This is a genomic window from Psychrosphaera sp. HA2-10 (genome assembly GCF_055693745.1).
Genome location: NZ_CM146341.1, coordinates 2,133,239 through 2,158,781, shown reverse-complemented (window position 1 = coordinate 2,158,781; position 25,543 = coordinate 2,133,239). Strand labels below are relative to the sequence as shown.

General features: G+C 40.4%; 19 protein-coding genes. 11 read left to right on the top strand and 8 right to left on the bottom strand.

Translation table 11 applies throughout. The features are described from left to right. The first annotated feature begins 68 nt into the window (after positions 1-68). On the top strand, positions 69-1,652 hold the full coding sequence (guaA, locus tag ACZ1GV_RS09850) for a glutamine-hydrolyzing GMP synthase (RefSeq protein ID WP_472674013.1): 1,584 nt from the start codon (positions 69-71) through the stop codon (positions 1,650-1,652). A gap of 43 nt (positions 1,653-1,695) precedes the next feature. Here guaA and ACZ1GV_RS09845 read toward each other — a convergent pair whose 3' ends face one another. Beyond that, positions 1,696-1,866, bottom strand: coding sequence for a hypothetical protein (locus ACZ1GV_RS09845; protein WP_472674012.1), 171 nt, complete (start codon positions 1,864-1,866; stop codon positions 1,696-1,698). A gap of 49 nt (positions 1,867-1,915) precedes the next feature. Continuing rightward, the gene (locus ACZ1GV_RS09840) at positions 1,916-2,158 is read right to left on the bottom strand and encodes a hypothetical protein (protein ID WP_472674011.1); all 243 of its coding nucleotides are present in this window, start codon (positions 2,156-2,158) and stop codon (positions 1,916-1,918) included. A 256-nt stretch (positions 2,159-2,414) separates the two neighbouring features. Between ACZ1GV_RS09840 and tadA the strand changes: the two genes are divergently transcribed. After that, on the top strand, positions 2,415-2,939 hold the full coding sequence (tadA, locus tag ACZ1GV_RS09835; RefSeq protein WP_472674010.1) for a tRNA adenosine(34) deaminase TadA: 525 nt from the start codon (positions 2,415-2,417) through the stop codon (positions 2,937-2,939). Here the strand turns inward: tadA and ACZ1GV_RS09830 are convergent. Together ACZ1GV_RS09830 and mltF are read right to left on the bottom strand one after the other, a co-directional pair. After that, entirely contained in the window at positions 2,936-3,100 is a 165-nt protein-coding gene (locus tag ACZ1GV_RS09830) for a hypothetical protein (protein WP_210561781.1), read from the bottom strand. The two genes, tadA and ACZ1GV_RS09830, sit on opposite strands and share 4 nt — an antisense overlap. Then, the gene (mltF, locus tag ACZ1GV_RS09825) at positions 3,097-4,572 is read right to left on the bottom strand and encodes a membrane-bound lytic murein transglycosylase MltF (RefSeq protein WP_472674009.1); all 1,476 of its coding nucleotides are present in this window, start codon (positions 4,570-4,572) and stop codon (positions 3,097-3,099) included. Before mltF ends, ACZ1GV_RS09830 begins: the two co-directional genes overlap by 4 nt. 146 nt (positions 4,573-4,718) lie before the next feature. Between mltF and purL the strand changes: the two genes are divergently transcribed. The 3 genes from purL (at position 4,719) to ACZ1GV_RS09810 (ending at position 11,347) form a co-directional block, all read left to right on the top strand. Further along, complete coding sequence (gene purL, locus ACZ1GV_RS09820) at positions 4,719-8,621, top strand: phosphoribosylformylglycinamidine synthase (RefSeq protein ID WP_472674008.1); 3,903 nt, start codon at positions 4,719-4,721, stop codon at positions 8,619-8,621. 189 nt (positions 8,622-8,810) lie between these two features. Beyond that, complete coding sequence (gene gshA / locus ACZ1GV_RS09815) at positions 8,811-10,385, top strand: glutamate--cysteine ligase (protein ID WP_472674007.1); 1,575 nt, start codon at positions 8,811-8,813, stop codon at positions 10,383-10,385. A gap of 350 nt (positions 10,386-10,735) precedes the next feature. Then, on the top strand, positions 10,736-11,347 hold the full coding sequence (locus ACZ1GV_RS09810) for a transglycosylase SLT domain-containing protein (RefSeq protein WP_472674006.1): 612 nt from the start codon (positions 10,736-10,738) through the stop codon (positions 11,345-11,347). A 14-nt stretch (positions 11,348-11,361) separates the two neighbouring features. On the opposite strand, the gene ACZ1GV_RS09805 is transcribed toward ACZ1GV_RS09810, so the two are convergent. The 3 genes from ACZ1GV_RS09805 to murQ all read right to left on the bottom strand — a co-directional run bounded on the left by ACZ1GV_RS09805 (position 11,362) and on the right by murQ (position 15,643). Continuing rightward, positions 11,362-12,156: a formyl transferase gene (locus ACZ1GV_RS09805; protein ID WP_472674005.1), complete on the bottom strand. Its 795-nt coding sequence runs from the start codon at positions 12,154-12,156 to the stop codon at positions 11,362-11,364. A gap of 40 nt (positions 12,157-12,196) precedes the next feature. After that, the gene (locus tag ACZ1GV_RS09800; RefSeq protein WP_472674004.1) at positions 12,197-13,528 is read right to left on the bottom strand and encodes an exo-beta-N-acetylmuramidase NamZ family protein; all 1,332 of its coding nucleotides are present in this window, start codon (positions 13,526-13,528) and stop codon (positions 12,197-12,199) included. 186 nt (positions 13,529-13,714) lie between these two features. Then, on the bottom strand, positions 13,715-15,643 hold the full coding sequence (gene murQ / locus ACZ1GV_RS09795) for an N-acetylmuramic acid 6-phosphate etherase (RefSeq protein ID WP_472674003.1): 1,929 nt from the start codon (positions 15,641-15,643) through the stop codon (positions 13,715-13,717). Between the two features lie 66 nt (positions 15,644-15,709). Between murQ and ACZ1GV_RS09790 the strand changes: the two genes are divergently transcribed. Continuing rightward, positions 15,710-17,815 (top strand): glycoside hydrolase family 3 N-terminal domain-containing protein, encoded by a 2,106-nt coding sequence (locus ACZ1GV_RS09790; RefSeq protein WP_472674002.1) that lies wholly within the window; start codon positions 15,710-15,712, stop codon positions 17,813-17,815. A gap of 60 nt (positions 17,816-17,875) precedes the next feature. On the opposite strand, the gene ACZ1GV_RS09785 is transcribed toward ACZ1GV_RS09790, so the two are convergent. Further along, positions 17,876-19,246, bottom strand: a complete 1,371-nt coding sequence (locus ACZ1GV_RS09785) for a Na+/H+ antiporter NhaC family protein (protein ID WP_472675884.1) — start codon at positions 19,244-19,246, stop codon at positions 17,876-17,878. 420 nt (positions 19,247-19,666) lie between these two features. Between ACZ1GV_RS09785 and acnB the strand changes: the two genes are divergently transcribed. From acnB to cysE, 5 genes are all read left to right on the top strand, one after another. Continuing rightward, positions 19,667-22,261: a bifunctional aconitate hydratase 2/2-methylisocitrate dehydratase gene (gene acnB, locus ACZ1GV_RS09780; RefSeq protein ID WP_472674001.1), complete on the top strand. Its 2,595-nt coding sequence runs from the start codon at positions 19,667-19,669 to the stop codon at positions 22,259-22,261. A 170-nt stretch (positions 22,262-22,431) separates the two neighbouring features. Next, positions 22,432-22,866, top strand: a complete 435-nt coding sequence (locus ACZ1GV_RS09775; protein WP_472674000.1) for a DUF2177 family protein — start codon at positions 22,432-22,434, stop codon at positions 22,864-22,866. Between the two features lie 102 nt (positions 22,867-22,968). Beyond that, positions 22,969-23,640 (top strand): SOUL family heme-binding protein, encoded by a 672-nt coding sequence (locus ACZ1GV_RS09770; protein WP_472673999.1) that lies wholly within the window; start codon positions 22,969-22,971, stop codon positions 23,638-23,640. Positions 23,641-23,829: 189 nt separating this feature from the next. Beyond that, complete coding sequence (gene trmJ, locus ACZ1GV_RS09765) at positions 23,830-24,552, top strand: tRNA (cytosine(32)/uridine(32)-2'-O)-methyltransferase TrmJ (protein ID WP_210562374.1); 723 nt, start codon at positions 23,830-23,832, stop codon at positions 24,550-24,552. Positions 24,553-24,574: 22 nt separating this feature from the next. Continuing rightward, a complete protein-coding gene (gene cysE / locus ACZ1GV_RS09760; RefSeq protein ID WP_472673998.1) occupies positions 24,575-25,384 on the top strand; it encodes a serine O-acetyltransferase in 810 nt (269 codons plus the stop codon). Positions 25,385-25,543 lie beyond the last annotated feature (159 nt).

Below are 25,543 nucleotides of genomic sequence, written 5' to 3'. Positions count from 1 at the left end.
GGTCTTTTTACACCCAGTTAGCTATAGTTAAAAAACTTGATGTTAACCAACAATTAAAAGGCTAAAACATGTCCATCGAGAAAGACATTCACCAGCATAAAATTTTAATTTTAGATTTTGGCTCCCAATACACTCAACTTATCGCTCGTCGTGTACGAGAAATTGGCGTTTACTGCGAATTGTGGGCGTGGGATGTTACTGAAGAACAAATAAAAGAATTTGCGCCAAACGGTATCATCTTAGCTGGCGGTCCTGAATCGGTTACCGAGCATAACTCTCCACGAGCACCAGAGTATGTATTTGAAGCGGGCGTTCCGGTACTAGGTATTTGTTATGGCATGCAGACTATGTCGCAACAACTTGGCGGTGCGGTAGAAATCTCAATGGAACGAGAGTTTGGTTATGCGAGTGTTGAGGTTGTTTCTGAATCTGCCTTGTTAAAAAATATCGAAGATTCCATTAATTCTGCTGGCAACTCTATGTTAGATGTGTGGATGAGCCACGGCGACAAAGTAAGTGCAATTCCAGCCGATTTTAAAACTGTCGCGAAAACAGATAGCTGCCCTTATGCGATTATGTCGAATGAAGAAAAGCGTTTTTATGGTGTGCAATTCCATCCAGAAGTGACACACACTAAACAAGGGCTTCGTTTATTAGAAAACTTTGTTTGCACTATATGTGGTTGTGAAAAGTTATGGACAGCTGCTTCAATTATTGAAGACGCTATCGAAAAGATGAAAGAGCAAGTCGGTGATGACCAAGTTATCCTTGGCTTGTCTGGTGGTGTTGATTCATCAGTTGTTGCTATGCTGCTACATCGCGCAATCGGCAAACAGCTTACTTGCGTATTTGTTGATAACGGTCTGCTTCGTTTAAATGAAGGCCAGCAGGTCATGGAAATGTTTGGCGACCATTTTGGTTTGAATATTATTCATGTAAATGCTGAACAACGCTTTTTAGACCGATTAAAAGGCGAAAATGATCCAGAGACAAAGCGCAAGATCATTGGGAATGTATTTGTTGAGGTGTTTGATGAAGAAGCGTCAAAACTCGATAATGCAAAATGGTTAGCTCAAGGGACCATTTATCCTGATGTCATTGAGTCAGCGGCTTCTGCCACAGGTAAAGCACATGTAATTAAGTCACATCATAATGTTGGTGGTCTGCCAGAACATATGAAAATGGGCTTAGTTGAACCGTTACGTGAGTTATTTAAAGATGAAGTACGTAAAATTGGTTTAGAGCTCGGCTTACCATACAACATGCTTTACCGTCATCCGTTCCCTGGACCAGGTTTAGGTGTACGTATTTTAGGTGAAGTGAAGAAAGAGTACGCTGATTTACTAAGACGTGCCGATGCTATTTTCATTGAAGAGTTACATAACGCGGATTTATATAACAAGGTGAGTCAGGCGTTTACGGTATTCCTGCCGGTTCGTTCGGTTGGCGTTATGGGTGATGGCCGCAAATATGATTGGGTTGTTAGTCTTCGGGCTGTAGAGACAATAGACTTTATGACGGCACATTGGGCGCACTTGCCTTATGACTTCCTAGGTAAAGTTTCAAATCGAATTATCAATGAAATTGATGGCATATCACGAGTTGTTTATGACATCAGTGGCAAGCCGCCTGCAACCATTGAATGGGAATAATAAACGGTTAGATTCGTTATTGAACAAATATGAGAAAGGCGCTTTATGCGCCTTTTTTCTTTTTACGAGGAAATAACTTTGACCAAAATGCTAACTCAAAAAAGAAACCAATAACGATGAACGTTAGTGCTCCAGCCACTATTCCCATTCGGTAACAGGCAATAGCTGCTACTAATAATAACAAGGGTACTAAGACCCTATGGAGAAACTTCATATTAACAATCCTTTTATTTTTTAATTAGTTATTCTACTTAATTATACGACTAGCTTGCTCTGTTTAGTGAGTCGATCTCTTCTTTAAGTGAATAGTTTTTATCAGTAACAATTTTTTCTAGAACCGCGACACGCTCTTTGAGTTGCGCTAACTCTTTGGCTACATTCTCATCGGCTGTTGAAGTACGATTCTTTTCTTTGGCAATTTGCAGTTTTACTTTTTGCTCATAAGCTGAATATAAAAGACCGCCAATAATTGCGACAATAGCAACGATAAAAGGCATAGAAGACATAATTAATTTCCTTGTTGAATATGATTATATAGTTGTAATTGATAAACTTATACTTAGCAAGAAACAACTATTGTGCCATTTGTTAACTCTTTGTTTTTTATAGAGATGACTTTTTTTTGAAGTAACCTCGTTGTTAATTTAGCCAATATTTGGGTGTTTATTATAAGTTTTAAGTTATTACGCTAAGTTAGGAACACAATACAAATAGTTGAGTTTCAGGCATTGAGCTTTATCTTTCTAATATCAAAGGTTTTTAATGACAACAACTGAATCACTAGCTTTAACGGATGAACTATTCATGCGCAGAGCCCTAGCGTTAGCCTCGCAGGCAGAAGCTATGGGAGAAATTCCTGTTGGGGCGGTTCTTGTTAAGGATGGACAAATTATTGCTGAGGGTTTTAACCAAGCTATTACCTTAAGTGATCCTACCGCTCACGCTGAAGTCATGGCACTAAGGGCTGCGGGTACGAGTGAATCAAATTACAGATTAGTAAACACGACACTTTACGTCACGCTTGAGCCTTGTGTTATGTGCTCTGGAGCTATGGTCCATGCTCGTGTCGAGCGACTTGTCTACGGTGCTAGTGATTATAAAACAGGTGCTGTTGAAAGTGTCATGCACTTATTAGAACACGATAGTCATAATCATAAAGTACAGTACGTTGGTGGTGTTTTGCAGCAAGAGTGTAGCGAAATGTTATCTGCTTTTTTTAAGCGACGTCGAGAAGAAAAAAAGAAACTTAAGGCTATACAAACCAAGCAGCTAGAGAATGATGGCTAGTCGTTCTCTAGTTCATGTGCGGCTTCAAAGCTCGTATTAATCTGTTTGATTCGTCTATTCACCAATGCTTTTTTTGTTCCTTTTCTAGCTACTCTTCGTCGAGTTCGGTCCATTAGCGCTTTGCTTTTAGTTAATTTAAATGTACGTCTTCGCTTTATCATTTTAATCCCTGTGAAATTTCATTTGGTACATCGTTATCTACAAGTTCTTTTTGTTGTTCTATTTTTTGTTCAATTAACTGTTGTTGAATGGCTTGATCTTCAATCCAGTTTAATGTGTCGTAGTAACGTCTTATATTTGATACGTAGGTAACGGCTTCATCGCCTCGCGCAAAACCATATCGTGTCGTCTTATAGTACTTTTTTTGGCGTAGTTTAGGTAGGTGTTGTTTCACATCTACCCATTTATCTGGATCCCCACCAAATTTTTCGGTCAAGCGTCTTGCGTCTTGAACGTGGCCCCATCCAATATTATACGCTGCTAATGCAAACCATGGCCGTTCTGATTCGTTTATTCGTTTAGGAATTCTTTGCATTAATAGATTTATATATTTAGCACCGCCACGAATGTTTGATTCTGCATCGAGACGTGACTTAACGCCCATTTGTTTTGCAGTTGGTTGAGTTAGCATCATAATGCCTCGCACTCCTGTCGGAGACTTGGCTCTAGGGTTCCAATGAGACTCTTGGTAACTTTGTGCTGCTATTAAGCGCCAATCAATATCACCGGCATACTCTTCAAACCAACTTTTATATTTTGGTAATACATTTTCAATCGCCTTAATAAACAGACGCGTATCTACATAGTTAAATGACTCCACGTGACCAAAGTATTTATCATCTAATGCGGTTAATTCACCATTCTGATGAAGCTCACCGAAAAACTCTATCAATGCCGCAAATAGCGAGTCATCATTGTCTTGAGGTAACAGCCAATTGAGAGGAACGTCTTTTTTTATAGTAAAAGCCACGCTGATATCTGGGTAGTATCGACGCATTAAGGCCAAACGGTGACTATCAGCAATAGTAAAAGAAAACTCTTCAGCCATAAGAGACTCGAGCAATTCAGTCGGATCCGTATTATCGATTACATTTAGTTGAACGTCTGGGTTTAATGTGATGGCATCGTTCATTACATCTATGTGATTTGTGCCATAACCTACAGTTACCGGCTCTTTTAGTTCCTCAAAACTTTTTGGTCGTTCTCGACCTTGTTTAAAAACTAATTTTTGGTCGATAAAAGAGTACGGTGGCGATAATCGATACTGTTTATCTGTATCACTTATATTAGCCAGCCCGCCAACGACAATGTCTACTTGCCCAGATGCCAATTTAGGAAGCAATTCGCTGAAGTTGTAGCTTGGAACTAATTCGACATTTACATCTAAGTAATCAGCAAATTTATTAACCAATTCGTATTCAAAGCCTGCAGCACCACTTGCGTCTATATAATAACTTGTTGGATCGAATAAAATGCCTACTTTGATTACGCTGTCTTGCTTAATTGTTTGTAATTTAGATGTAGAAGACACATCTGCACACCCTGAAAGATGAACCCAAACACACAACAAAGCTGCGATAATAAATAATGCTTTAGGCGATAACGTAGATGTTTTGTGTAAAGTTTTTGGCATGCGTATTTTTAGTACCAGGTTATGCGGATGAAAAATAGTTAATTTTTATTGTATTAAACTACCACACAATTCTGTTTATTGGTAAAAATTGCGGGTATAATGCGGCCCTAATTTCTTTCCTTTCAACATGAATGGTGAATTGGCATATGTTAATCCTTCGTGGTGCCCCAGCTCTTTCTGACTTTAGAGTCAACAAGTTACTGTCTGCGTTTAAACAGCATGGACTCAGTATTAAAGATATCTATGCGGAGTTTGTCCACTTTACGGACCTTAATTCCGAATTGTCCGAATCTGAACTAGATAAGCTCAATGCTTTATTAGAATATGGACCCAAAATTCAATCTCATCCACCCAGCGGCTCATTAATTCTAGTAACACCACGTCCAGGCACCATTTCCCCTTGGTCCACCAAAGCAACAAATATCGCAAACAATTGCGGTCTCTCAAAAGTAAAACGAATCGAACGCGGCCTTGCGTACTACATTGAAACTTCCAGCCCTCTAAATGACAACCAAATACAAATGCTTCGATCAGAGCTTCATGATCGTATGACAGAGTCAGTTTTTGAGTCTTTGGATGCCGCGAGCGCATTGTTTTATCAAGAGTCGCCAAAACCACTTAAGTCGGTAGATATTTTAACGGGTGGTCGTGATGCTTTGAGTAAAGCCAATCATGATATGGGCCTAGCGTTGGCAGAGGATGAAATTGACTACTTAGTAGAGAGTTTTACTCGACTTGAGCGTAACCCAAATGACATTGAGCTTTACATGTTTGCCCAAGCAAATTCTGAGCATTGTCGCCATAAAATTTTTAATGCCGATTGGACAATTGACGGAGTAGAGCAACCAAAATCATTGTTTAAAATGATTAAGAACACGTTCGAGCACAACCCAGAATATGTAACATCAGCTTACAAAGATAATGCTGCAGTTATGCATGGCTCTGAGGCCGGGCGATTCTTTGCAAATCCAGAAACTGGTGCTTATCAATACCATCATGAAAATATTGATATATTAATGAAGGTAGAAACTCACAACCACCCAACTGCTATATCTCCATACCCGGGCGCAGCAACAGGCTCTGGCGGCGAAATTCGAGATGAGGGTGCGACGGGTAGAGGCTCAAAACCGAAAGCTGGATTAGTAGGCTTTACCGTTTCAAACCTTCGTATTCCTGGTTTTGAACAGCCTTGGGAAAAAGACTTTGGCAAGCCTAGCCGTATTGTAAATGCACTCGAAATTATGAAAGAAGGCCCGCTAGGTGGCGCTGCTTTTAATAATGAATTTGGTCGACCAAATATCCTCGGTTATTTCAGAACCTATGAAGATAAAGTAAATAGCTTCAACGGCGAAGAAGTGCGCGGTTATCATAAACCAATTATGCTTGCCGGTGGATTAGGCAACATTCGTCGTGAACATACTGAAAAAGGTGTAATTCCTGTTGGTGCAAAACTGATTGCATTAGGTGGTCCGGCGATGAATATCGGCCTCGGTGGCGGCGCGGCAAGTTCAATGGCTTCAGGTCAATCTAGTGAAGACTTAGACTTTGCTTCGGTGCAACGAGAAAACCCAGAAATGGAAAGACGTTGCCAAGAAGTTATCGATAAATGTTGGCAGTTAGGTGACAAGAACCCTATTGCATTTATACATGATGTTGGTGCTGGTGGACTCTCTAATGCGTTCCCTGAGTTGGTAAACGATGGTGAACGAGGCGGTATTTTTGATTTACGCAAAGTGCCAAATGACGAGCCAGGTATGTCGCCACTAGAAATATGGTGTAATGAATCTCAGGAACGTTATGTACTGGCTGTTGCGCCGGAAAACTTAGCGCTATTTGAACAGCTTTGCCAGCGAGAACGCGCGCAATATGCTGTTATAGGTGAGGCGACTGAAGAACGTCATTTAACACTTACCGACGATCACTTTGGCAACAAGCCGGTTGATTTACCTTTAGACGTATTGTTAGGCAAGGCGCCTAAAATGCATCGAGACGTAGAGAGTAAAGCAACTACCGGCAGCGAATTAGACCTAAGTGGCGTATCACCTTTGGACGCAGCCGAACGAATTATGCGTCTACCGACAGTAGCAGAAAAAACCTTCTTGATAACAATTGGTGACAGATCAGTTACGGGTATGGTTTCTCGTGATCAAATGGTTGGGCCATGGCAAGTACCTGTCGCAGATGTAGGTGTAACTGCGGCTGGGTTAGATAGCTATCATGGTGAAGCAATGTCGATGGGTGAAAGAACGCCAATTGCGCTTTTAAACTATGGTGCCTCGGCTCGAATGGCGGTGGCGGAGTCTATTACTAACATTGCTGCTGCAGATATCGGTGAGTTAAAGCGAATTAAAATGTCCGCGAACTGGATGGCTGCTGCCGGTCATCCTGGTGAAGATGCAGGATTATATGAAGCTGTTAAAGCCGTTGGTGAGGAACTATGCCCAGCTTTAGACTTAACAATTCCTGTTGGCAAAGACTCAATGTCTATGAAAACACAATGGCAAGATGAGTCAGGTCAAGATAAAGCGGTTACATCGCCACTGTCATTAGTTATTACTGCGTTTGCACGAGTAGAAGATATTCGTAAGACCTTAACGCCGCAACTTAGAACTGATAAAGGCGCGACTAAGCTTATAGCGATTGATTTAGGTGCAAAACAAAATCGTTTAGGTGCAAGCTGTTTGGCACAAGTTTACAATCAGTTAGGTACGGTCGCTCCAGACTTAGACTCACCTGAGTTATTAAAAGGCTTTTTTGATGCTATTCAGTCGTTAAATGCAGATAACAAATTGTTGGCATATCACGATCGTTCAGATGGTGGTTTATTTGCTACGGTAGCGGAAATGGCTTTTGCTGGTAAAGCGGGCGTCGAAATAACACTAGACGGGTTAGGAACAGATGCACTATCAATCCTTTTCTCGGAAGAACTAGGCGCAGTGATACAAGTACGAACGACTGATGTAGATGTTGTAATGTCGACGTTAGCGGCACATGGTATGGAAAAATTCAGCCAAGTTATTGGTGATGTGAATCATGAAGATAAGCTGAGTTTCGTTTTAAATAATGAAACTGTTTTAAATACAACTCGTACGCACTTTAGAACAATATGGGCTGAAACCACTTATCATATGCAATCTCTGCGAGACAACCCAGATTGCGCTCAACAAGAGCATGATGCGAAGTTTGATGTGGATGATCCGGGTCTAAATGCAAAATTAAGCTTCGACATAAATGACGACGTTGCCGCGCCAGTTATCGCTAAGTCGGGTGGAAAAAGTCCTCGAGTGGCTATTTTAAGAGAGCAAGGCGTCAATTCACATGTTGAGATGGCTGCTGCATTTAATCGCGCAGGTTTTGAAGCAATAGACGTACACATGAGTGATTTGCAATCTGGACGCCTATCACTGGACTCATTCAAAGGTTTAGTCGCATGTGGTGGCTTCTCCTATGGTGATGTTTTAGGTGCAGGTGAAGGTTGGGCGAAGTCGATTTTATTTAATGATGAGCTATCGACGCAATTTAAAAACTTCTTCCATCGCGATGATACTTTCAGTTTAGGTGTGTGTAATGGTTGTCAGATGATGTCCAATCTACGTTCGCTTATTCCAGGTTCTGAACATTGGCCACGATTTGTGAAAAACAAATCAGAACGTTTTGAAGCGCGCTTTAGCTTAGTAGAAATACAAGAATCGCCATCTATCTTGTTTAAAGGTATGGCTGGCTCTAGAATGCCTATTGCTGTTTCTCATGGAGAGGGACGCGCTGAGTTTGTTAATCAAGACGCGATTTCACAAGCCGTTCAATCTGGGACGGTTGCCATGCAATACGTTAATAACCGTGGTGAGAAAACTATTTCTTATCCGGCTAATCCAAATGGGTCTCCAGAAGGTATAACGTCACTAACCACAGCCGACGGTCGAGTCACTATTATGATGCCTCATCCTGAACGTGTATTTAGAACAACGAGCAATTCTTGGCATCCAGACGAGTGGTTAGAAGACAGCCCTTGGATGCGAATGTTTAGAAACGCACGTTTGTGGGTTGGATAGTCCGGCAATTTATCGCTATAGTGTAAAAACTGTAATATAAATGTATAAAAAGCCATCATGTAGATGGCTTTTTTCATTGAGATAAAAAATAATTTAATTAAATGAAATCTAGACCTTTATAATCAGGTCTTTAGACGCCATAAAGAGCGTTTATTCTGAATTCCGACAGTGTTAAGGAACGATAGTATTTTGACTACCATTAAACAACGTTTAGATGACTTATCTACAAGTGACTTCACCGGCGCCATCAAAGATATCCAGCGTGGTATTGAAAGAGAAACGTTACGCGTAGCACCTAATGGTAAAATTTCTCAAAAAGAGCACCCAAAGTTATTAGGCGCGGCTTTAACTCACCCTTATATTACTACTGACTATTCAGAAGCTTTATTGGAGTTAATTACTCCGCCATCGAATGATATAAATAAAACCTACGCGCAACTTCAAGACATCCATCATTTTGTAACAAAGCATATTGGCGATGAGGTTTTGTGGCCAATGAGTATGCCTTGCTTTATTGAGCATCAAGATGAAATCCCACTGGCGTATTACGGTGAGTCTAATATAGGTAAAATGAAACGTACCTATCGTAAAGGATTAAAAAATAGATACGGCTCTATGATGCAGGCCATCGCGGGCATCCATTACAACTTTTCTTTACCTACTACGTTTTGGCAAGCATACCAAAAGCAACAAGGCTTAACCGGCAGTCTAATGGATTTCCAATCTGAGCAATATATGCGAATGGTAAGAAATATTAAACGGTACGTATGGGTTGTAACTTATCTTTTTGGTGCTTCGCCTGCAATGTGTCGTTCATTTTTAGAAGGCAAAGGTGGAGCGTTACCATTTGAAACTTTTGGTAAAGGCTCTGTTTATTTACCTCACGCCACGTCGTTAAGAATGAGTGACCTAGGTTACACAAATAGCGAGCAGTCTGCGTTAAACGTTGAATATGGTTGTTTAAAGGAATACATCGCTAAGTTACGAAAGGCGATTCGGACTGAGTCGTTAGACTACAAAAAGATTGGTGTTAAAATTGGTTCGGACTACCAACAGCTAAACCATAATATTTTACAGATAGAAAACGAATTATATGCGCCAGTACGCCCAAAACAAGTGGCTAAGTCTGGTGAAAAACCAACCGACGCATTAGAAAACCGTGGCATCATGTACGTTGAGTTAAGAGCTCTGGATGTGAACCCATTCTCACCGGTAGGTATTTCAAAAGAACAAATGCGCGTAATTGATGTATTTATGCTTTTTTGCTTATTAACAGAGCAGGACCAGCTGTCTGCTGATCAACAAGCCGAGGCAGAGGAAAACCAAGACCGCATCGTATTAAATGGACGAGCAGAGTCTTTAGATTTAGTTTTAAATGGTACTACAGTTTCACGTCAAGAGTGGCTTACGGATATTTTTGCTGAGCTTAAATCGGTGGCGTTATGGTTAGACAAACACATTGGCGGCGATCAGTACACCTTAGCTATAGATCAAATATCAGGCACCATTACGGATCCTAATAAGACCTTGTCAGGACAACTCCTCAATACACTTTTAAAAGACGATATCGATAATGGCTATTACGCTTTATCTTTGGCTGACCGTTATAAGCAGCAAAATATAGCGCACCTTCCTAGCGTATTTAAACCGTCGTTCTTAGTGCAAGAAACTCAAACGTCATGGCAAAAGCAACAAGATATTGAAGCAAGTGATAAGTTGTCGTTTGATGACTTTTTAGAAAACTACTTTACTTACCAAACTTAAATTTTAGACAAAAAAAAGCGAGCAAAAGGATATGCTCGCTAAAATAACAACAACTTCCAGGGAATGAAAAAAACTGCTTTCACTATGTTAGACTCCTTTAAACAAAAAAGTTCTCAGAATCTTCAATTAATTCCGATTTAAATTTAATATTTTCATAACCTCATGATTTAAAGAACTATTAAACTTAGTATTTAATTCACATTTTTTACCAACTTCGATTTTAGCCTTACTAAATCGCAGGCAAAAAAAAACGAGCAAATAATTATTTACTCGTCAAACTAACAACAAAATTCAGGGAAAAATCTGTTACTGTAAGGTTTGACAGGTTTTAGCAGGAAAGTTCAATTAAAATGAAAAAAAGTGTCATTATTTTAATTTTGATAATGTTAATTAGCGGTTGTGTTACGCCTCAGCCTAAAAATATCTCCAATGTTTGTGAAATATTTAAAGAAAGAGAAGATTGGTGGGACGCTGCAAATGATATGAATGACCGATGGGGAACGCCAATCCATGTCGTTATGGCAATGATGTATCAAGAAAGCTCATTCAAAGCCGACGCTGCGCCACCAATGGAATATTTTTTAGGCTTTATACCAATTGGTCGAGCAAGCTCTGCTTACGGATATTCACAAGCCAAAACGGTCACTTGGGACGAGTATGTTAAAGAGTCAGGCAACTCATGGAGCAGTCGTTCTGATTTTGACGATGCCATTGACTTTATGGGCTGGTACACGGCTAAAACAAATAGACTCAATAAAGTGTCGAAATGGGATGCAAAAAACCAGTATTTGAATTATCACGAAGGTTGGGGCGGCTATAAACGCAAAACCTACCGTAAAAAGGCTTGGTTAGTTCGTGTTGCTCAAAAGGTTGATAACCGAGCGAAACGATACGCCACCCAATTAAGAGGTTGCGAAGATTACTTGAATAGCAGCTGGTTGTGGCGATTGATGTTTCATTGATTATTGAATTAAGTTTAATTTTTGTCAGCCAAGTGTTTCGTTAGAAAGTCACTAAGATCAGAGGGTTCAAAAAGTTTGAGCCCTTTTTTATGGAAGGCTAAGATGCTTTCTTCTGTTGGGTAGCTAAAGTAATTCCCTGCGTTAGTTTGAGGTTGACCAACAAGTGGCCCTCCAATTTCAATAGTTTGAATTGATTTTACTAATTCTGGAACACTTTGCTTATATACATTTAAAACATTCCACCAGTATGACTTTGAATTTACGAGTTCAATGGGTATGCGAGTAATGATTTGGCCGGTATCAATTGAAGCATCGTCAATACTATGGATTGTTGCCCCAATAAGTGGTTGTTTGGGCTCACGAGGTGAGTCTACGCTAATTGCTTTTGCTGTATCTAGCATTGCCCAAAACGTCGCCATTACTCCCTTAAATTCAGGCAGTAATCCTGAGTGCAAATTTAACACACCAAACTTAGGCAGCTTTATTATTGGGTCTCTCAATATTTTGCCAAATCGGATAGATAAAATCACATCGGGTTTTAGTGTTGAGAGTTGTTTTAGGCCCTCTGGCGAGTTGATATGGTCGAGTAATTTTGCAGAGTGAAGAGGGCTGTCTTTGAACTCGGGTGATTGAAGTAGTTTTGTTTCAAACTGAGCGAGATCTAACAGTGCACTCGGTAAATTATTGGTTCCCCCGACTTTACTGGATTTAAAAATGTGCACATCGTGACTATCAATAGCGGGTAACAAAAGGCTTAAGGCATAGTGTGCGGAAACGTCCATATTTGTTAATACAACAATATTTAGCATAGTAATACCTAATCTTGGCTTCGTTAATTTGAACAAAAGACTATTGATAAATTAAATAGGGCTGACGGTCTTTTAAAAACTGATTTAGTCCTGGCTGCCATTTTTTCCGAATGTCGCTGAGAGTTTTATTACTCTGCAAATCCTTTCTCAGTTGATCTGTGCCTGCCAATTTATCAAAAAACTCAGGCCTATCAATGAAGATGTGTTTGGGCTTTGATTGACCGTCGCTTGTGTCTAGCGTTTCCATAAACAACTGGTTCCATTGATATAAAAAACTAAGATTAAGAATGGAATCGTAGTAGCTGTTCTCAACAAAACTTTGCAATGAAAGGGCAGTTCCGGTTAGCGTCGTATTTTCCCACTTCGGGTATTTAGATACGCCAGGAATCGAACGTGGTGTAAAAGAATAATCACCGATGAATAGCTCAGGGTGGCCAATGACTTGAAACGGTTTTTGAGTGCCTCTACCTATGCTTACGGTGGTTGCTTCAAAAAGGACTAACGATGGGTATAACGTCACCGCCTGCGTATTAGGCAAGTTAGGGCTTGGCGGAATGGGTAGATGATAATTTGATGAACGGTGGTAGTGTTTAACTGGGATCACGGTGAGCTCTAGTGGCGTTGATGCGGCCTGACCCGCGATTGGTTGGATCGTATTTAGCCAATTCTCTCCTACTATCATTTTTGCCAGTTCTCCAGAGGTTAAGCCATAAACCATAGGAACCGGTAATAATCCAACAAAGGATCTAAACTTAGGATCAAGCATTGGACCATCCACTTTTTGAAGGTGAGGGTTTGGTCGGTCGAGCACAACAAAAGCAATGCCCTGTTGCTGTGCTGCTTGCATCATGTAAAACATACTATTGATATATGTATAAAATCGAGCGCCAACATCTTGAATGTCGTAAACGATAACATCAAGCTCTGCAATAATTTGGTTAGGTGGCCGTTTGTTTTTTCCGTATATAGAAACTAAGGGAATACCGGTTTTAGCATCAACTGAGGATTTAACAATTTCGCCGTCGCTGTGGTCGCCCCTGACGCCATGTTCTGGAGCAAAAACGTGAGTAACGTTAATATTATTTTTAAGCAGTAAATCGAGTAAATGAATGTTTTTATCTTGAATACGTTTTTTATGCTGAGGCTCGCCATTACTAAAGTCATCACTTGCATCAACTTCAATATTTATTTCAAATGCAACGGACGTTTGATTAGCAACCAGCCCAACGCGCTTTCCTTGCAGTAATGGTAAGTAAGCCTCAAGTTGTTCTGCTCCAACCTGTATTGCATGTGCTTGCTCAGCTCGACTTTCAACAGGCCAACTGTATAAGAAAAACCAAATGGCACAGACAACAAATCCCCATAGCTTCACGAACACGCTCCTTTTTGTTGTTATTTTCATTAACTAAGTACTAGGTGCCTAAGTCTCAAAGTCTCAAAGTCTCAAAGTCTCAAAAACTAAAACTCTTAAAGAATTTAGGTAGTTAAGCACATAAGTATTTAAGTGCATAAATATCCAAGCACATAAGTATCCGGGCCTATTAAGCACAATTGCATGTTATAAATTATTCAGTGCGCGTCTTAAAAAGCCCTTATGATTGGCAAGATATTGCGCTGCTTGTGCTTCGCCTAAGCCTGATTTTTGCATCAAAATGGCCAGTTTCACATTGTTCTGAGCGTCAGCTAATAGCTGTTCGGCTTGCTCAAAAGAGATATCACAGGCCTGCTCAATGATACGGCAGGCTCGTTTCACAAGTTTGTGGTTACTCGCCTTAACGTCGACCATGAGGTTTTCATAACATTTACCCAGCTGCACCATAGCGCCAGTGCTCAACATATTTAGGATCATTTTTTGCGCGCTACCTGCTTTTAACCTAGTTGAACCTGACAATATTTCAGGTCCTAAATTAACAGCAATGGGAATGTCAGCAATGTCATTAATAGCAGCGATTGGGTTACAAGTAACACTGACAGTTTTGCAGCCTAGTGATTTGGCATAATTTAATCCGCCTATAACATAAGGCGTGCGACCGCTAGCCGCTATACCAACCACAACATCAATATTAGTAAGATTTAAATCAACAAGATCTTGTTGGCCAAGTTCTGCGCTATCTTCTGCACCTTCGACGGCTTTAAACATCGCGCCTTGGCCTCCTGCTAACAAACCAATCACAGTATTGGGATCCGTGCTAAAGGTGGGCGGGCATTCTACGGCATCAAGCACGCCTAAACGGCCACTGGTTCCTGCCCCCATATAAATTAATCGCCCACCGTTATTTAATGAATGGGTGATTGTATCAATAGCCTCTGCGATATGTTCTGAAACAGCCTGTATTGCTCGTGGCACGATACTATCTTGATCATTCATTAAGGCTACAATTTGGTGGCTACTCATTAAATCTAGTTGAGTGGAAGCTGAATTTCGTTGTTCTGATACAAGCTTGTCTAGCGATGTTAAACTGCTATTAACTTTTTCCACCGTTTGAGGCGATTCAACATTTACATCACTTAAGCTGTCTGCCATTGAGAGCGCGCCCATTAAACTTGGGCTGTCAATTAGCTTAATACGTTGGGCGATGTTCGGAATTAAGTCATTTGCTAATAAATGCTCAAGGGTTGAGCTTGCCAGACCACCCGTAAAGAATATTTTCGAACTTTTAATACTATTCAGTAGGTCAACCACATCACTCAAATGCTGGCGTATGGCGAGCGCTGCTAATTTAGATGACGAGGCATATTCAAAAACAGCAGGAGCGAGGCTAGCAAAGTCTGATTGCGATGCCTCTGACAACCATTGTAAAAGTTGATCTTTCGTAGCTCCTAGTTGCATCGCTAGTCTGGTATATAAGGGATCTTGGTTCAGTTTATTTAACTCAGTACCGTGAACTTGATTGACATCCCACATTTTTAAAAAGTGATTAACTAAGTAGAAACCCAGTTTGGCGCCACTTCCTTCATCGCCGATTGGAAACCCCCAACCGCCAGAAAACATGTTTTTATTATTGTCTGAATGTGCCACAAAAGAGCCAGTGCCTAACGTAATTAACGCTACGTCATTAGCTTGCGGAGCTTTATCATTATCCGATTGTAACTGTTTGAGCTTAAGCACAAACGTACTAAAGTCAGAACCAGCGTTGCTGTTGATGAGGGACTCACATTTTGCTCCCAAAAGAGCGGTCTCACAGTCTTCTACAATTACAATAGAGTTTATACCGGTTTGGCGAACGAGGTACTCGTGGCACCTGTCAACTAACCTTGTATTACCAGCGCCAGCTACGCCAATTGCAATGCGAACGTTATTGCTATTGGTATCAGCTTGCTGAATAAGATTGATGATCAGTTGCGATAATGTTTCTGATGCTTTATCAACACCTTGAGAAAGAGAGCTAGGACCCGTTGTAGCAGTAAAGCTTTGGAAATTAGAGAGATTAACTATTTGTCCGACGGTTTTTGTGCCGCCGCCGTCTATGCCGATGATAAATTTCATAAAAATGGTATCCTGTTGTGCAACAACAATGTACTAAAAAAACATGAGACTGGAAACGTAAATACAGTGCAGATTAAAAATAACTTTTTGTTCATCATACTTATTCTATTGTTTGGCTCAATTTATAGGGTTAATGCTACAGAGTTACCTCAAACTTTGCCTGTTATGCCAAAGACAAACGATTGGATTGATATTGCTTTAGCTCAAAAGATGATGTTGGATTTCCGGTTTTATTGCGACCAAACTCAGCGTGATACAAGAGCAAAGAGTGCTGCAGATAAACAAATTTGCCAAGCCCCTTTAACTGCATTAAACCAAGAGCTAAAGCATTTTATTGAAGAGTCACAAATTGGCGGGGTTATTCTCTTTTCAGAAAATATACAAGATACACTACAAGTCACCGAGTTGAACAAACAGTTGCAATTGGCGGCGTCTAATTCGGGTTTGCCTTTGTTTATTGGTATTGATCAAGAAGGTGGTCGTGTTGCCCGTTTACCTAGAGCTGAGTACGCCGCATTTTCCGGAAACATGGCTATTGGCGCCACATATCATTCATACAAAACACACTATGCCAACGCTGTTGGGCAAGCTATCGGTCAACAGTTGTATGATTTAGGTTTTAATCTAAATTTTGCTCCCAACGTTGATGTTAATAATAATCCCAACAACCCAGTAATAAATGTCCGTTCTTTTGGTGATGATTCAGTAGTGGTGGGAACGTTAGGGCAGGCCATGTCCGAAGGCATGCGAAGTGCAAATATATTAACAACAGCGAAACACTTTCCAGGTCACGGAAATACATCAATAGACAGTCATTCTGGATTGTCAGCGGTGAGATCTCCGCGTCAAAAATTAGAAAAGGTAGAGTTATTGCCATTTCGTTTTTTAAGTGAAACAAATGCGGTGGATTTTATTATGTCTGCCCACATTCAATTTCCAGCATTAGACAGCAGCCAGTTAACCTCGAAGTCAGGTTTGCAAATTACTCGGCCAGCCACACTTTCCAGAAAAATCATTACCGACTTGCTTAAAAAAGAATATAAATTTAGAGGGTTAGTGGTTTCTGATGCATTAGATATGGGGGCAATAGCCAAGCATTTTACCGCGGAGCAGGCTTTAATTGAAACCTTTAACGCAGGGGTTGATATTGCATTGATGCCAATGGTGATTGATAGCCCATCGCAAATAAAAGCGTTTACTCGTTTATTAGCCAAATTAAAAGACAAAGTATTGGCCGGCGATATTAACAAACAAGAGTTATGGTCTTCGTATCAATCTATTTTGAAGACAAAAGCAAAATTAAAATCTGCCATTAAACATCAGTTTGACGGTCCTGTTTCTAAAAGTGCTGAAATAGCATTTCAAGATAAAAACAAAGCGCTTCATCAATCGTTATCTGATAAAAGTCTTACCGTTTTAAAAGGTAACGGGCATTTAGCTATCTATCGTCATAAAACTAACAAAAACACCGACAATAGGCTCTATAGGCTTTTGGCCATCATGCCGGATACTGGAAAATGCCAGGCGTTTTCAAACGCTGTTTCTGAAGCTATGGTGCTGAAAAAGTCAAAGAACCCTCAAGTAAAGCAAGTTGAATTGACCTGCTTGTCTGAGTCTTCCCTAACAGACATCGAATCAAGTGCTAATGACTCTTTAGAAGGCATATTAAGTCAAACGGAACATACTAAAAGTTATAAAAAAAACACCAACAGTAAAGCTAAATTTAGTAGTCACACAGTAAACTTTGATGGGTTAGTGATTGGTTCAATAGCACCTAAACAGTCACCTTATGAAATGGTGGGGGTTGATCAAATGGAAAGACAACAATTGCGTACTAAATCGAGCGTTCAATTAGCTCAGCGACATAAAGCTTTGTTTAACCTAGCTAACGCACATGGAATGCAAACTATTTTTATTAGTCTCAGAGCTCCGTACGAGACGGAAAACTTTCAATCAGACGCTGATTCTGTAATATCGACCTACAATTACAATGTTTATTTCCAATCTAACTCACATCAATCTGACACTAAAGGTAACAGCGTAAACAGCAACAGCAGCATAAAAGGTGAAGCCTATGAAAGTATTGCTAAGCAGCTGTTTGGCTTGATTAAGCCAAGCGGTAGGTTACCCGTCAGGACAATTAGTGCGGGCGAAAAGGCAGGAAAGTCGTAGGTTTAATTGAGAATGAATTAGGCACTAACCACTGTTAACGGTAGTTAGCGCCTCATATGGTTACATTACCAGACCGGCAATAATATAAAATACAACCGTTAAGCCACCTGCGGTAAGAGCGTAAGGCAATTGAGTTTTTACGTGCTCTAGCAAATCACAGCCTGAAGCAACCGCCGATACAGCAGTTGTATCAGAAATAGGTGAGCAGTGATCGCCAAAAATGCCGCCACCTAATATTGCAGATAGAATCAACGGCGCTGGTAAACCAAGCTCAACAACCAGTGGCATTCCAATTGGAATTAACAGCGCAAACGTCCCCCAAGATGTGCCGGTGGAGAAAGACATCAAGCCCCCAGCGACAAAAATAAGCGCAGGAATCAAAAACAATGGGATATTACCTGCAACAATGCCAGCGATAAACTTACCAGTACCTAGTTCTTTCAAACTTGCACCTAACGCTAATGAGAACAAAACAATTACCACTAAAGGTAGTAATTCATTCATGCCTTTAAAGCTGATTTCTGTCATTTTTTTGTGGGTAAAACGACCGCTTGTGATCATCATCACATACGCTACTAAAGCAGCTAGTGCGGTAGCATAAAGTACGGAACGAGAGCCTGAACCGTCGGTAAAACTGCCATTGCCAGTCCAAAACATAAATCCAACCATAGATACAGACATAGTAAATAATGGAATTAACATAAAGCGAGGTTTTGAGGCTTTTATTTCTATGTCTGTGGTTTCTAATGCTTGCTTAGGATTTGCTTCGGCTTCTTTCATTGGCCCGTGAGTTTTATCAGCAATAATGGTGTACAGCACAATAGCAATGGTAATTAACGCATAAAAATTAAGCGGGATTGTTTGGATTAGAGTGGATACAGCTGATTGTTCAAGTTCGTAACTGCTTACTAATCCAAGCACATAGGCTCCCCAGCCATTCATCAAAATTAATATACAAATAGGTGCACTTGTACTGTCGATGATATATGCAAGTCGAGCTCGACTCATGTTGAATTTGTCAAACAGTCCTCGAGAGATAATGCCTGACATTAATACTGATAAATTGGACTCTATAAAAATCACTACACCGGTTAAAAACGGTAACATTCTAGCTCGACGAGCTGTACCGCTAATGCCCTTTTTGATAAGGAACTCAACGGTTGCCGTCACGCCACCTGAATAACGCATAAAACCTAGTAAAGCGCCCACTAACATTGAAAAAGTTAATATTCGAGTATTGTCCGGTGAGCCAAAGACGCCAATTACACGCTCTACGCTGGCGATTGAAAATTCAGTCAAAGCTGGCTGCAAACCTTCTGATCCAAGTATTAGCAATAACTCAGAACAAAATATGGCAACAAGAAGCGCTAAGATTACTTCTTTTTTCCAAAGCACTACAACAACCGCTAATAGTGGCGGTAATATGGTCATCCATTCAGACACAAACATTCCTCAGTCATGATATAAACAAAAATTGGTTCTTTTATACCACACTAAAATACAGTCAAACATAGCTAAAGTGAGTTCATTATCGACATCTATTCGGGTATTTGTATTTACAATGCCTTTTTACTCAGTATTTGATTAAACTTTCGTATGTTTTTTCAGCAAGTGTATGATTCAAAAGTAAACATTAAAAACGTCGCTATGCCCTGTCTAATTTGGAGTTGAAGCAGAGTGGCAATTTAACTTGTCGCTATATCACGCATATTTATATTGAAAATATAGTTAAATATCATTCAGGTTATTCCTTTTAGCAGTTCCAGTCTCTATAATTACCCGCTTTCTGACATTCATGTCTATAGTTACTTTGTGCGAAGTAACACCTATATATAACAAGAGGACATAACTGTGCTTCAAGAATATCGTAAACATGTTGAAGAACGTGCCGCCGAAGGTATCGTTCCTAAGCCACTAGATGCAGCTCAAGTAGCTGACTTAGTTGAGCTAATTAAAAACCCGCCTGCAGGCGAAGAAGAATTCATTTTAGACCTTTTATCAAATCGCGTGCCTCCAGGTGTTGACGATGCAGCATATGTTAAAGCGGGCTTTTTAGCCGCTGTTGCAAAAGGTGAAGCTAGTTCTCCAATCCTTAGCGCTGACAAAGCGACTGAGTTATTAGGAACAATGCTAGGTGGTTACAATATCCAGCCAATGATTGACTTGCTAGATAATGCAGAACTTGCAGAAACAGCAGCGACGGGTCTTAAGAAAACATTATTAATGTTTGACGCTTTCTTCGATGTTAAAGACAAAGCGGATGCTGGCAATGAAACAGCAAAAGCCGTTTTAGAGTCTTGGGCAAATGCAGAATGGTTCCTAAATAAGCCAAAAGTTGCAGAAAAAATCACAGTTAAAGTATTTAAAGTAACTGGCGAAACAAACACTGATGACCTATCTCCAGCACCAGATGCATGGTCTCGTCCGGACATTCCATTACACGCAACAGCAATGTTGAAAATGGAACGTGAAGGTATTAATCCTGATCAGCCTGGCACTATCGGTCCAATTAAACAAATTAAACAACTTCAAGAAGACGGTATTCCATTAGCTTACGTTGGTGACGTTGTTGGTACTGGTTCTTCTCGTAAGTCAGCAACTAACTCAGTGTTATGGTTCATGGGTGATGATATCCCTCATGTACCAAACAAACGTGCTGGTGGTGTTTGTTTAGGCGGTAAAATCGCTCCAATCTTCTACAACACAATGGAAGACTCGGGTGCACTACCGATTGAATTAGACGTTCAAAAAATGGAAATGGGCGATGTAATCGACATTTACCCATATGAAGGCGTTGTAAAACGCTCTGGTACTGACGAAGTAATCTCTACTTTTGAATTATCAAAAGTGTTATTAGATGAAGTTCGTGCTGGTGGTCGTATCCCTCTAATCATCGGTCGTGGTTTAACAACACGTGCTCGTGAAGTATTAGGTCTTGAAGCGACAGATATTTTTGCATTACCAACTGATACAGCGGAATCTACAAAAGGTTACACGCTAGCTCAAAAAATGGTTGGTAAAGCTTGTGGTGTTGAAGGCGTTCGCGCTGGTCAATACTGTGAGCCTAAGATGACTACGGTTGGTTCACAGGACACAACAGGTCCTATGACTCGTGACGAACTTAAAGATCTTGCATGTCTTGGTTTCCAAGCTGATTTAACAATGCAGTCTTTCTGTCACACATCTGCTTATCCTAAGCCAGTTGATGTTAACACGCATCATACATTACCAGACTTCATCATGAACCGTGGCGGTGTATCACTTCGTCCAGGTGACGGTGTTATTCACTCATGGTTAAACCGTATGTTGTTGCCAGATACAGTTGGTACTGGTGGTGATTCACATACTCGTTTCCCTCTTGGTATTTCTTTCCCTGCCGGTTCTGGTCTAGTGGCATTTGCTGCAGCAACAGGTGTTATGCCTCTTGATATGCCTGAGTCAGTATTGGTTCGTTTTAAAGGTGAAATGCAACCTGGTATCACGTTACGTGACCTAGTTCATGCAATCCCTTACTACGGAATTAAAGAAGGTCTACTTACTGTTGCTAAAGCAGGTAAAGTAAACGAATTCTCTGGCCGTGTACTTGAAATTGAAGGCCTTAAAGGCTTAACAGTTGAGCAAGCATTTGAATTATCTGACGCATCTGCTGAACGTTCTGCTGCTGGTTGTTCAATCAAGATGGACGAAGAAGCGGTTGCTGAGTACTTAAACTCTAACATTGTTATGCTTAAGTGGATGATCTCTGAAGGTTACGGTGATGTACGTACTATCGAACGTCGTATCAACGCAATGCAAGAGTGGTTAGACAACCCGTCATTGATGGAAGCGGACGCTGATGCAGAATACGCACACGTGCTAGAAATCGATCTTAACGATATTAAAGAGCCTATTGTTTGTTGTCCAAATGACCCAGATGATGCGAAACTGTTGTCTGATGTTGCTGGTACTAGCATTGATGAAGTGTTCATTGGTTCTTGTATGACCAACATTGGCCACTTCCGTGCTGCTGGTAAATTAATGGCTAACTTTGGCGGTGTATTGCCAACTCGTACTTGGGTTGCTCCACCAACTAAGATGGACCGTGACCAGTTAACAGAAGAAGGTTACTACTTCACATATGGTAAAGCTGGGGTTCGTATTGAAACTCCTGGTTGTTCACTATGTATGGGTAACCAAGCGCGTGTTGCAGATGGTGCTACGGTACTTTCTACTTCTACTCGTAACTTCCCGAACCGTCTAGGTACAGGTGCAAATGTATACCTAACGTCTGCTGAGCTAGCAGCGGCTGGTGCAATCATGGGTAAAATCCCAACAGTTGCAGAGTACATGGAATACGCGAAGCATATCGATACGACGGCTGCGGATACATACCGTTACCTGAACTTCCATAAGATGACGCAATATACGGATAAAGCTGAAAAAGTTATTATTCAAAAAGCGGTTTAATATTTGAATATAATAGCGAGTGAAGCTTCAGGCATTGCGCTCGCTAACTTATTTAAGTAAGAATAAAAAGGCACATATATTGTGCCTTTTTTGATCCTATAAACTGACTTACTCCTTACGGGAAGTCAGTAATTGAAAACGTGTCACTTTTAAACATGGAGTAAAAGTAAATGCGAGACAATATCGTCGGATTTTTATCAAGTATTGTTGTATCTATGATTGCGATATTGCTTTGTTTTGGTCTTTTAGACTTAATTTGGTTTAGTGCGATATCGGGGGATTGGTATCAGCAAGAAATGCAGAAATTAATGAGAACAGACTTTATTGTATGGCCATGGTTAGTGTTTTATTTTTTATATGGCGGTGTGACCTTCGTATTAGCTGTTGTCGCCAATAGAGATAAGCCTTTTTATTACGCAGGAATTGATGGCGCACTATTAGGCTTGGCCAGTTACGGCGCATATAATTTAACAAACTATAGCATTATTGAAGGCTTTTCTTTATTTATCATGATGATTGATTGGGCTTGGGGAATATTTCTGACTAGTGTTAGCGCGATGGCCGGATGGGTTGGATTTCAAAAAATGAGAACAGATTTATCATAAAAAGTTGATACTTTTAGTAGCTTGCCTCGTACTAACGCCTGTTACAAACGCGATGAGCGACAGCCGTCTATAAATAAATGAATAATCGAGGCAGAAAATATAGTGAAAAAACTACTTACCGCAATAACGATGGCATTTTTAGCAGGATGTTCCATTGTGGGTGAAGCCGGAGTTGAATCAGCGCCATATGATTTAATAAAAACAGATATTGATTCCAAAAGTGAAACTCAGCTTGAAATCCGTGAATATAAATCAATGGTTTTGGTCTCAACAAGTATGGATGATGGTGGAAGAAATAGCGCCTTTCGACGCTTATTTAACTATATCGCTGGCGACAATAAAGGACAAAAAGAAATTGCGATGACCGCACCTGTTTACATGGGTAATGAAGCATCAGAAAATGCTTCCGGTATTAAAGAGCAGGGGACAAAAATTGCGATGACCGCCCCTGTATTTATGAACAACGATGCGGTTAAAAACTTACAAGGCAACGCAATGTCATTTGTAATGCCAGCCGACTTTACTTATGCCACTACTCCTACACCTAACAATAGCAAGGTGATTGTATCTGAAGTTAAGAACTATAAAGTAGCCGCAATTACTTTTAGTTGGACGTTAAGTGATAGTAACGTAGAGAAACATACTAAAATATTACTGGATTGGTTGAAGAAAACTGACTACACCGTTGTAGGAAAGCCTTACACGGCAGCTTACAATGGGCCAATGACGCTACCTATGTACCGTAAAAATGAAATCCTAGTACCAATTAAATAGTGTAATAACGACAACAAATATAGTTTTTAGTTGTATTGAATCCGTACAACAGTCGCAATCCAAGCCTGAAATAACTCAATTTCAGGCTTTTATCATTTAAATATAATGACAGTGTTTTAATCTCTCCTATGCTTTGTGTTAAACTCGCGCGTATTCAAGCCCTGAGACTAATTGTAAGTAGAATCAAAGATCATGTTAGATAACGTTAGAATAGTACTAGTAAACACCTCTCACACCGGCAACATCGGTTCTGTGGCTCGAGCCATGAAAACGATGGGGCTATCTGATTTAGTCTTAGTTGATCCTGTAAAAGAGCCAGACAGTCATGCCTCGGCGCTTGCTGCCGGTGCTACCGATGTTTTGGGTAACGCTAGAATTGTTTCTGAACTTAAAGACGCTATTTCTGATTGTGGTTTAGCCATCGCGACTAGCGCTCGTTCAAGAACACTATCTTGGCCTATGCTTGAACCAAGAGAGTGTGGCAAAAAAGTCGTAGTCGAAGGAAAACAACATAAAGTTGCACTGGTATTTGGTCGCGAAAACTCTGGTTTAACCAATGAAGAGCTTCAACAATGTCAGTTCCATGTGCATATTCCAGCTAATCCAGATTACAGCTCACTAAACTTAGCCATGGCTGTACAGACCATTAGTTATGAAGTTCGCATGAACTTTCTTGAAGAACAACAAAGTCAATTTGAACCACTCGATGTTGAATATCCTAACAGTGAACAGTTAGAAGGCTTTTATTCTCATTTAGAGGAAGCGTTAACAAAAACTGGGTTTATAGTGAAACAGCATCCTGGCCAAGTAATGACAAAGCTGCGTCGATTATTCAATCGTGCAAGACCTGAATCTCATGAGCTAAATATTCTTCGAGGCATCATGACGTCTATTACAAAAAACAAAGACTAAAATCTAACATACAGAGAAAGCCATGTTTGAGCGAATAAAAGAAGATATCAAAAGTGTGTATAGCCGAGATCCAGCGGCGCGTAGCAATATGGAGATTCTTTTCAATTATCCTGGCTTACACGCTATTTGGATGCAAAGAGTTAGCCATCGCTTATGGCTCGCCGATTGGAAATGGTTAGCAAGGTTTATCTCCACAATTGCTCGTTGGATTACCGGTGTTGAGATACATCCGGGCGCTACAATTGGTCGACGCTTTTTTATCGATCATGGTATGGGTGTAGTTATTGGAGAAACCGCTGAAATTGGCGATGATGTTACGGTTTATCATGGTGTCACTTTAGGCGGGACAAGTTGGAATGGTGGCAAACGCCATCCTACTTTAAAAGACGGTGTTGTTGTTGGTGCTGGCGCAAAAATATTAGGTCCAATCGTTATCAATAAAAATGCGCGAGTTGGCTCAAATTCAGTTGTAGTCAAAGAAGTACCAGAAGGTGCAACAGTTGTTGGCATTCCAGGCAGGCTTGTTACAAAAGCCGCGCCTGAGAAACATGATAAGCGCAGTAAAATAGCCGAAAAATACGGATTTGACGCCTATGCCGTTTCTCCAGACAATCCAGATCCTGTTGCAAGTGCCATTGGCCGGATGGTCGATCATATTTCAATAATGGATGAAAAAATTGCTTCGTTGTGTACTGAAGTATGCAAAATGGGTGGCGATGTGTGTGATAAAGCCTTGCCTGAAATTGACCTTGAAGACGATTTTAAAGAGGCGGAACAAACCGCAGCTAAACAGCGCGAAGCTGGCATGGCAGGATTTGATCCAGCAATTTAATATCAACACAATCTACCACTGAACTAAATACGATAAATATTATTGGAAATATATCGGGACACACTTAGGCCTTTTATTCCAATATTAAAATTGAAATTAGTGAATAACCTACTAAAATAGTCAGGTATTAATACTTGACTAATTTACTCAGGTTTGTAA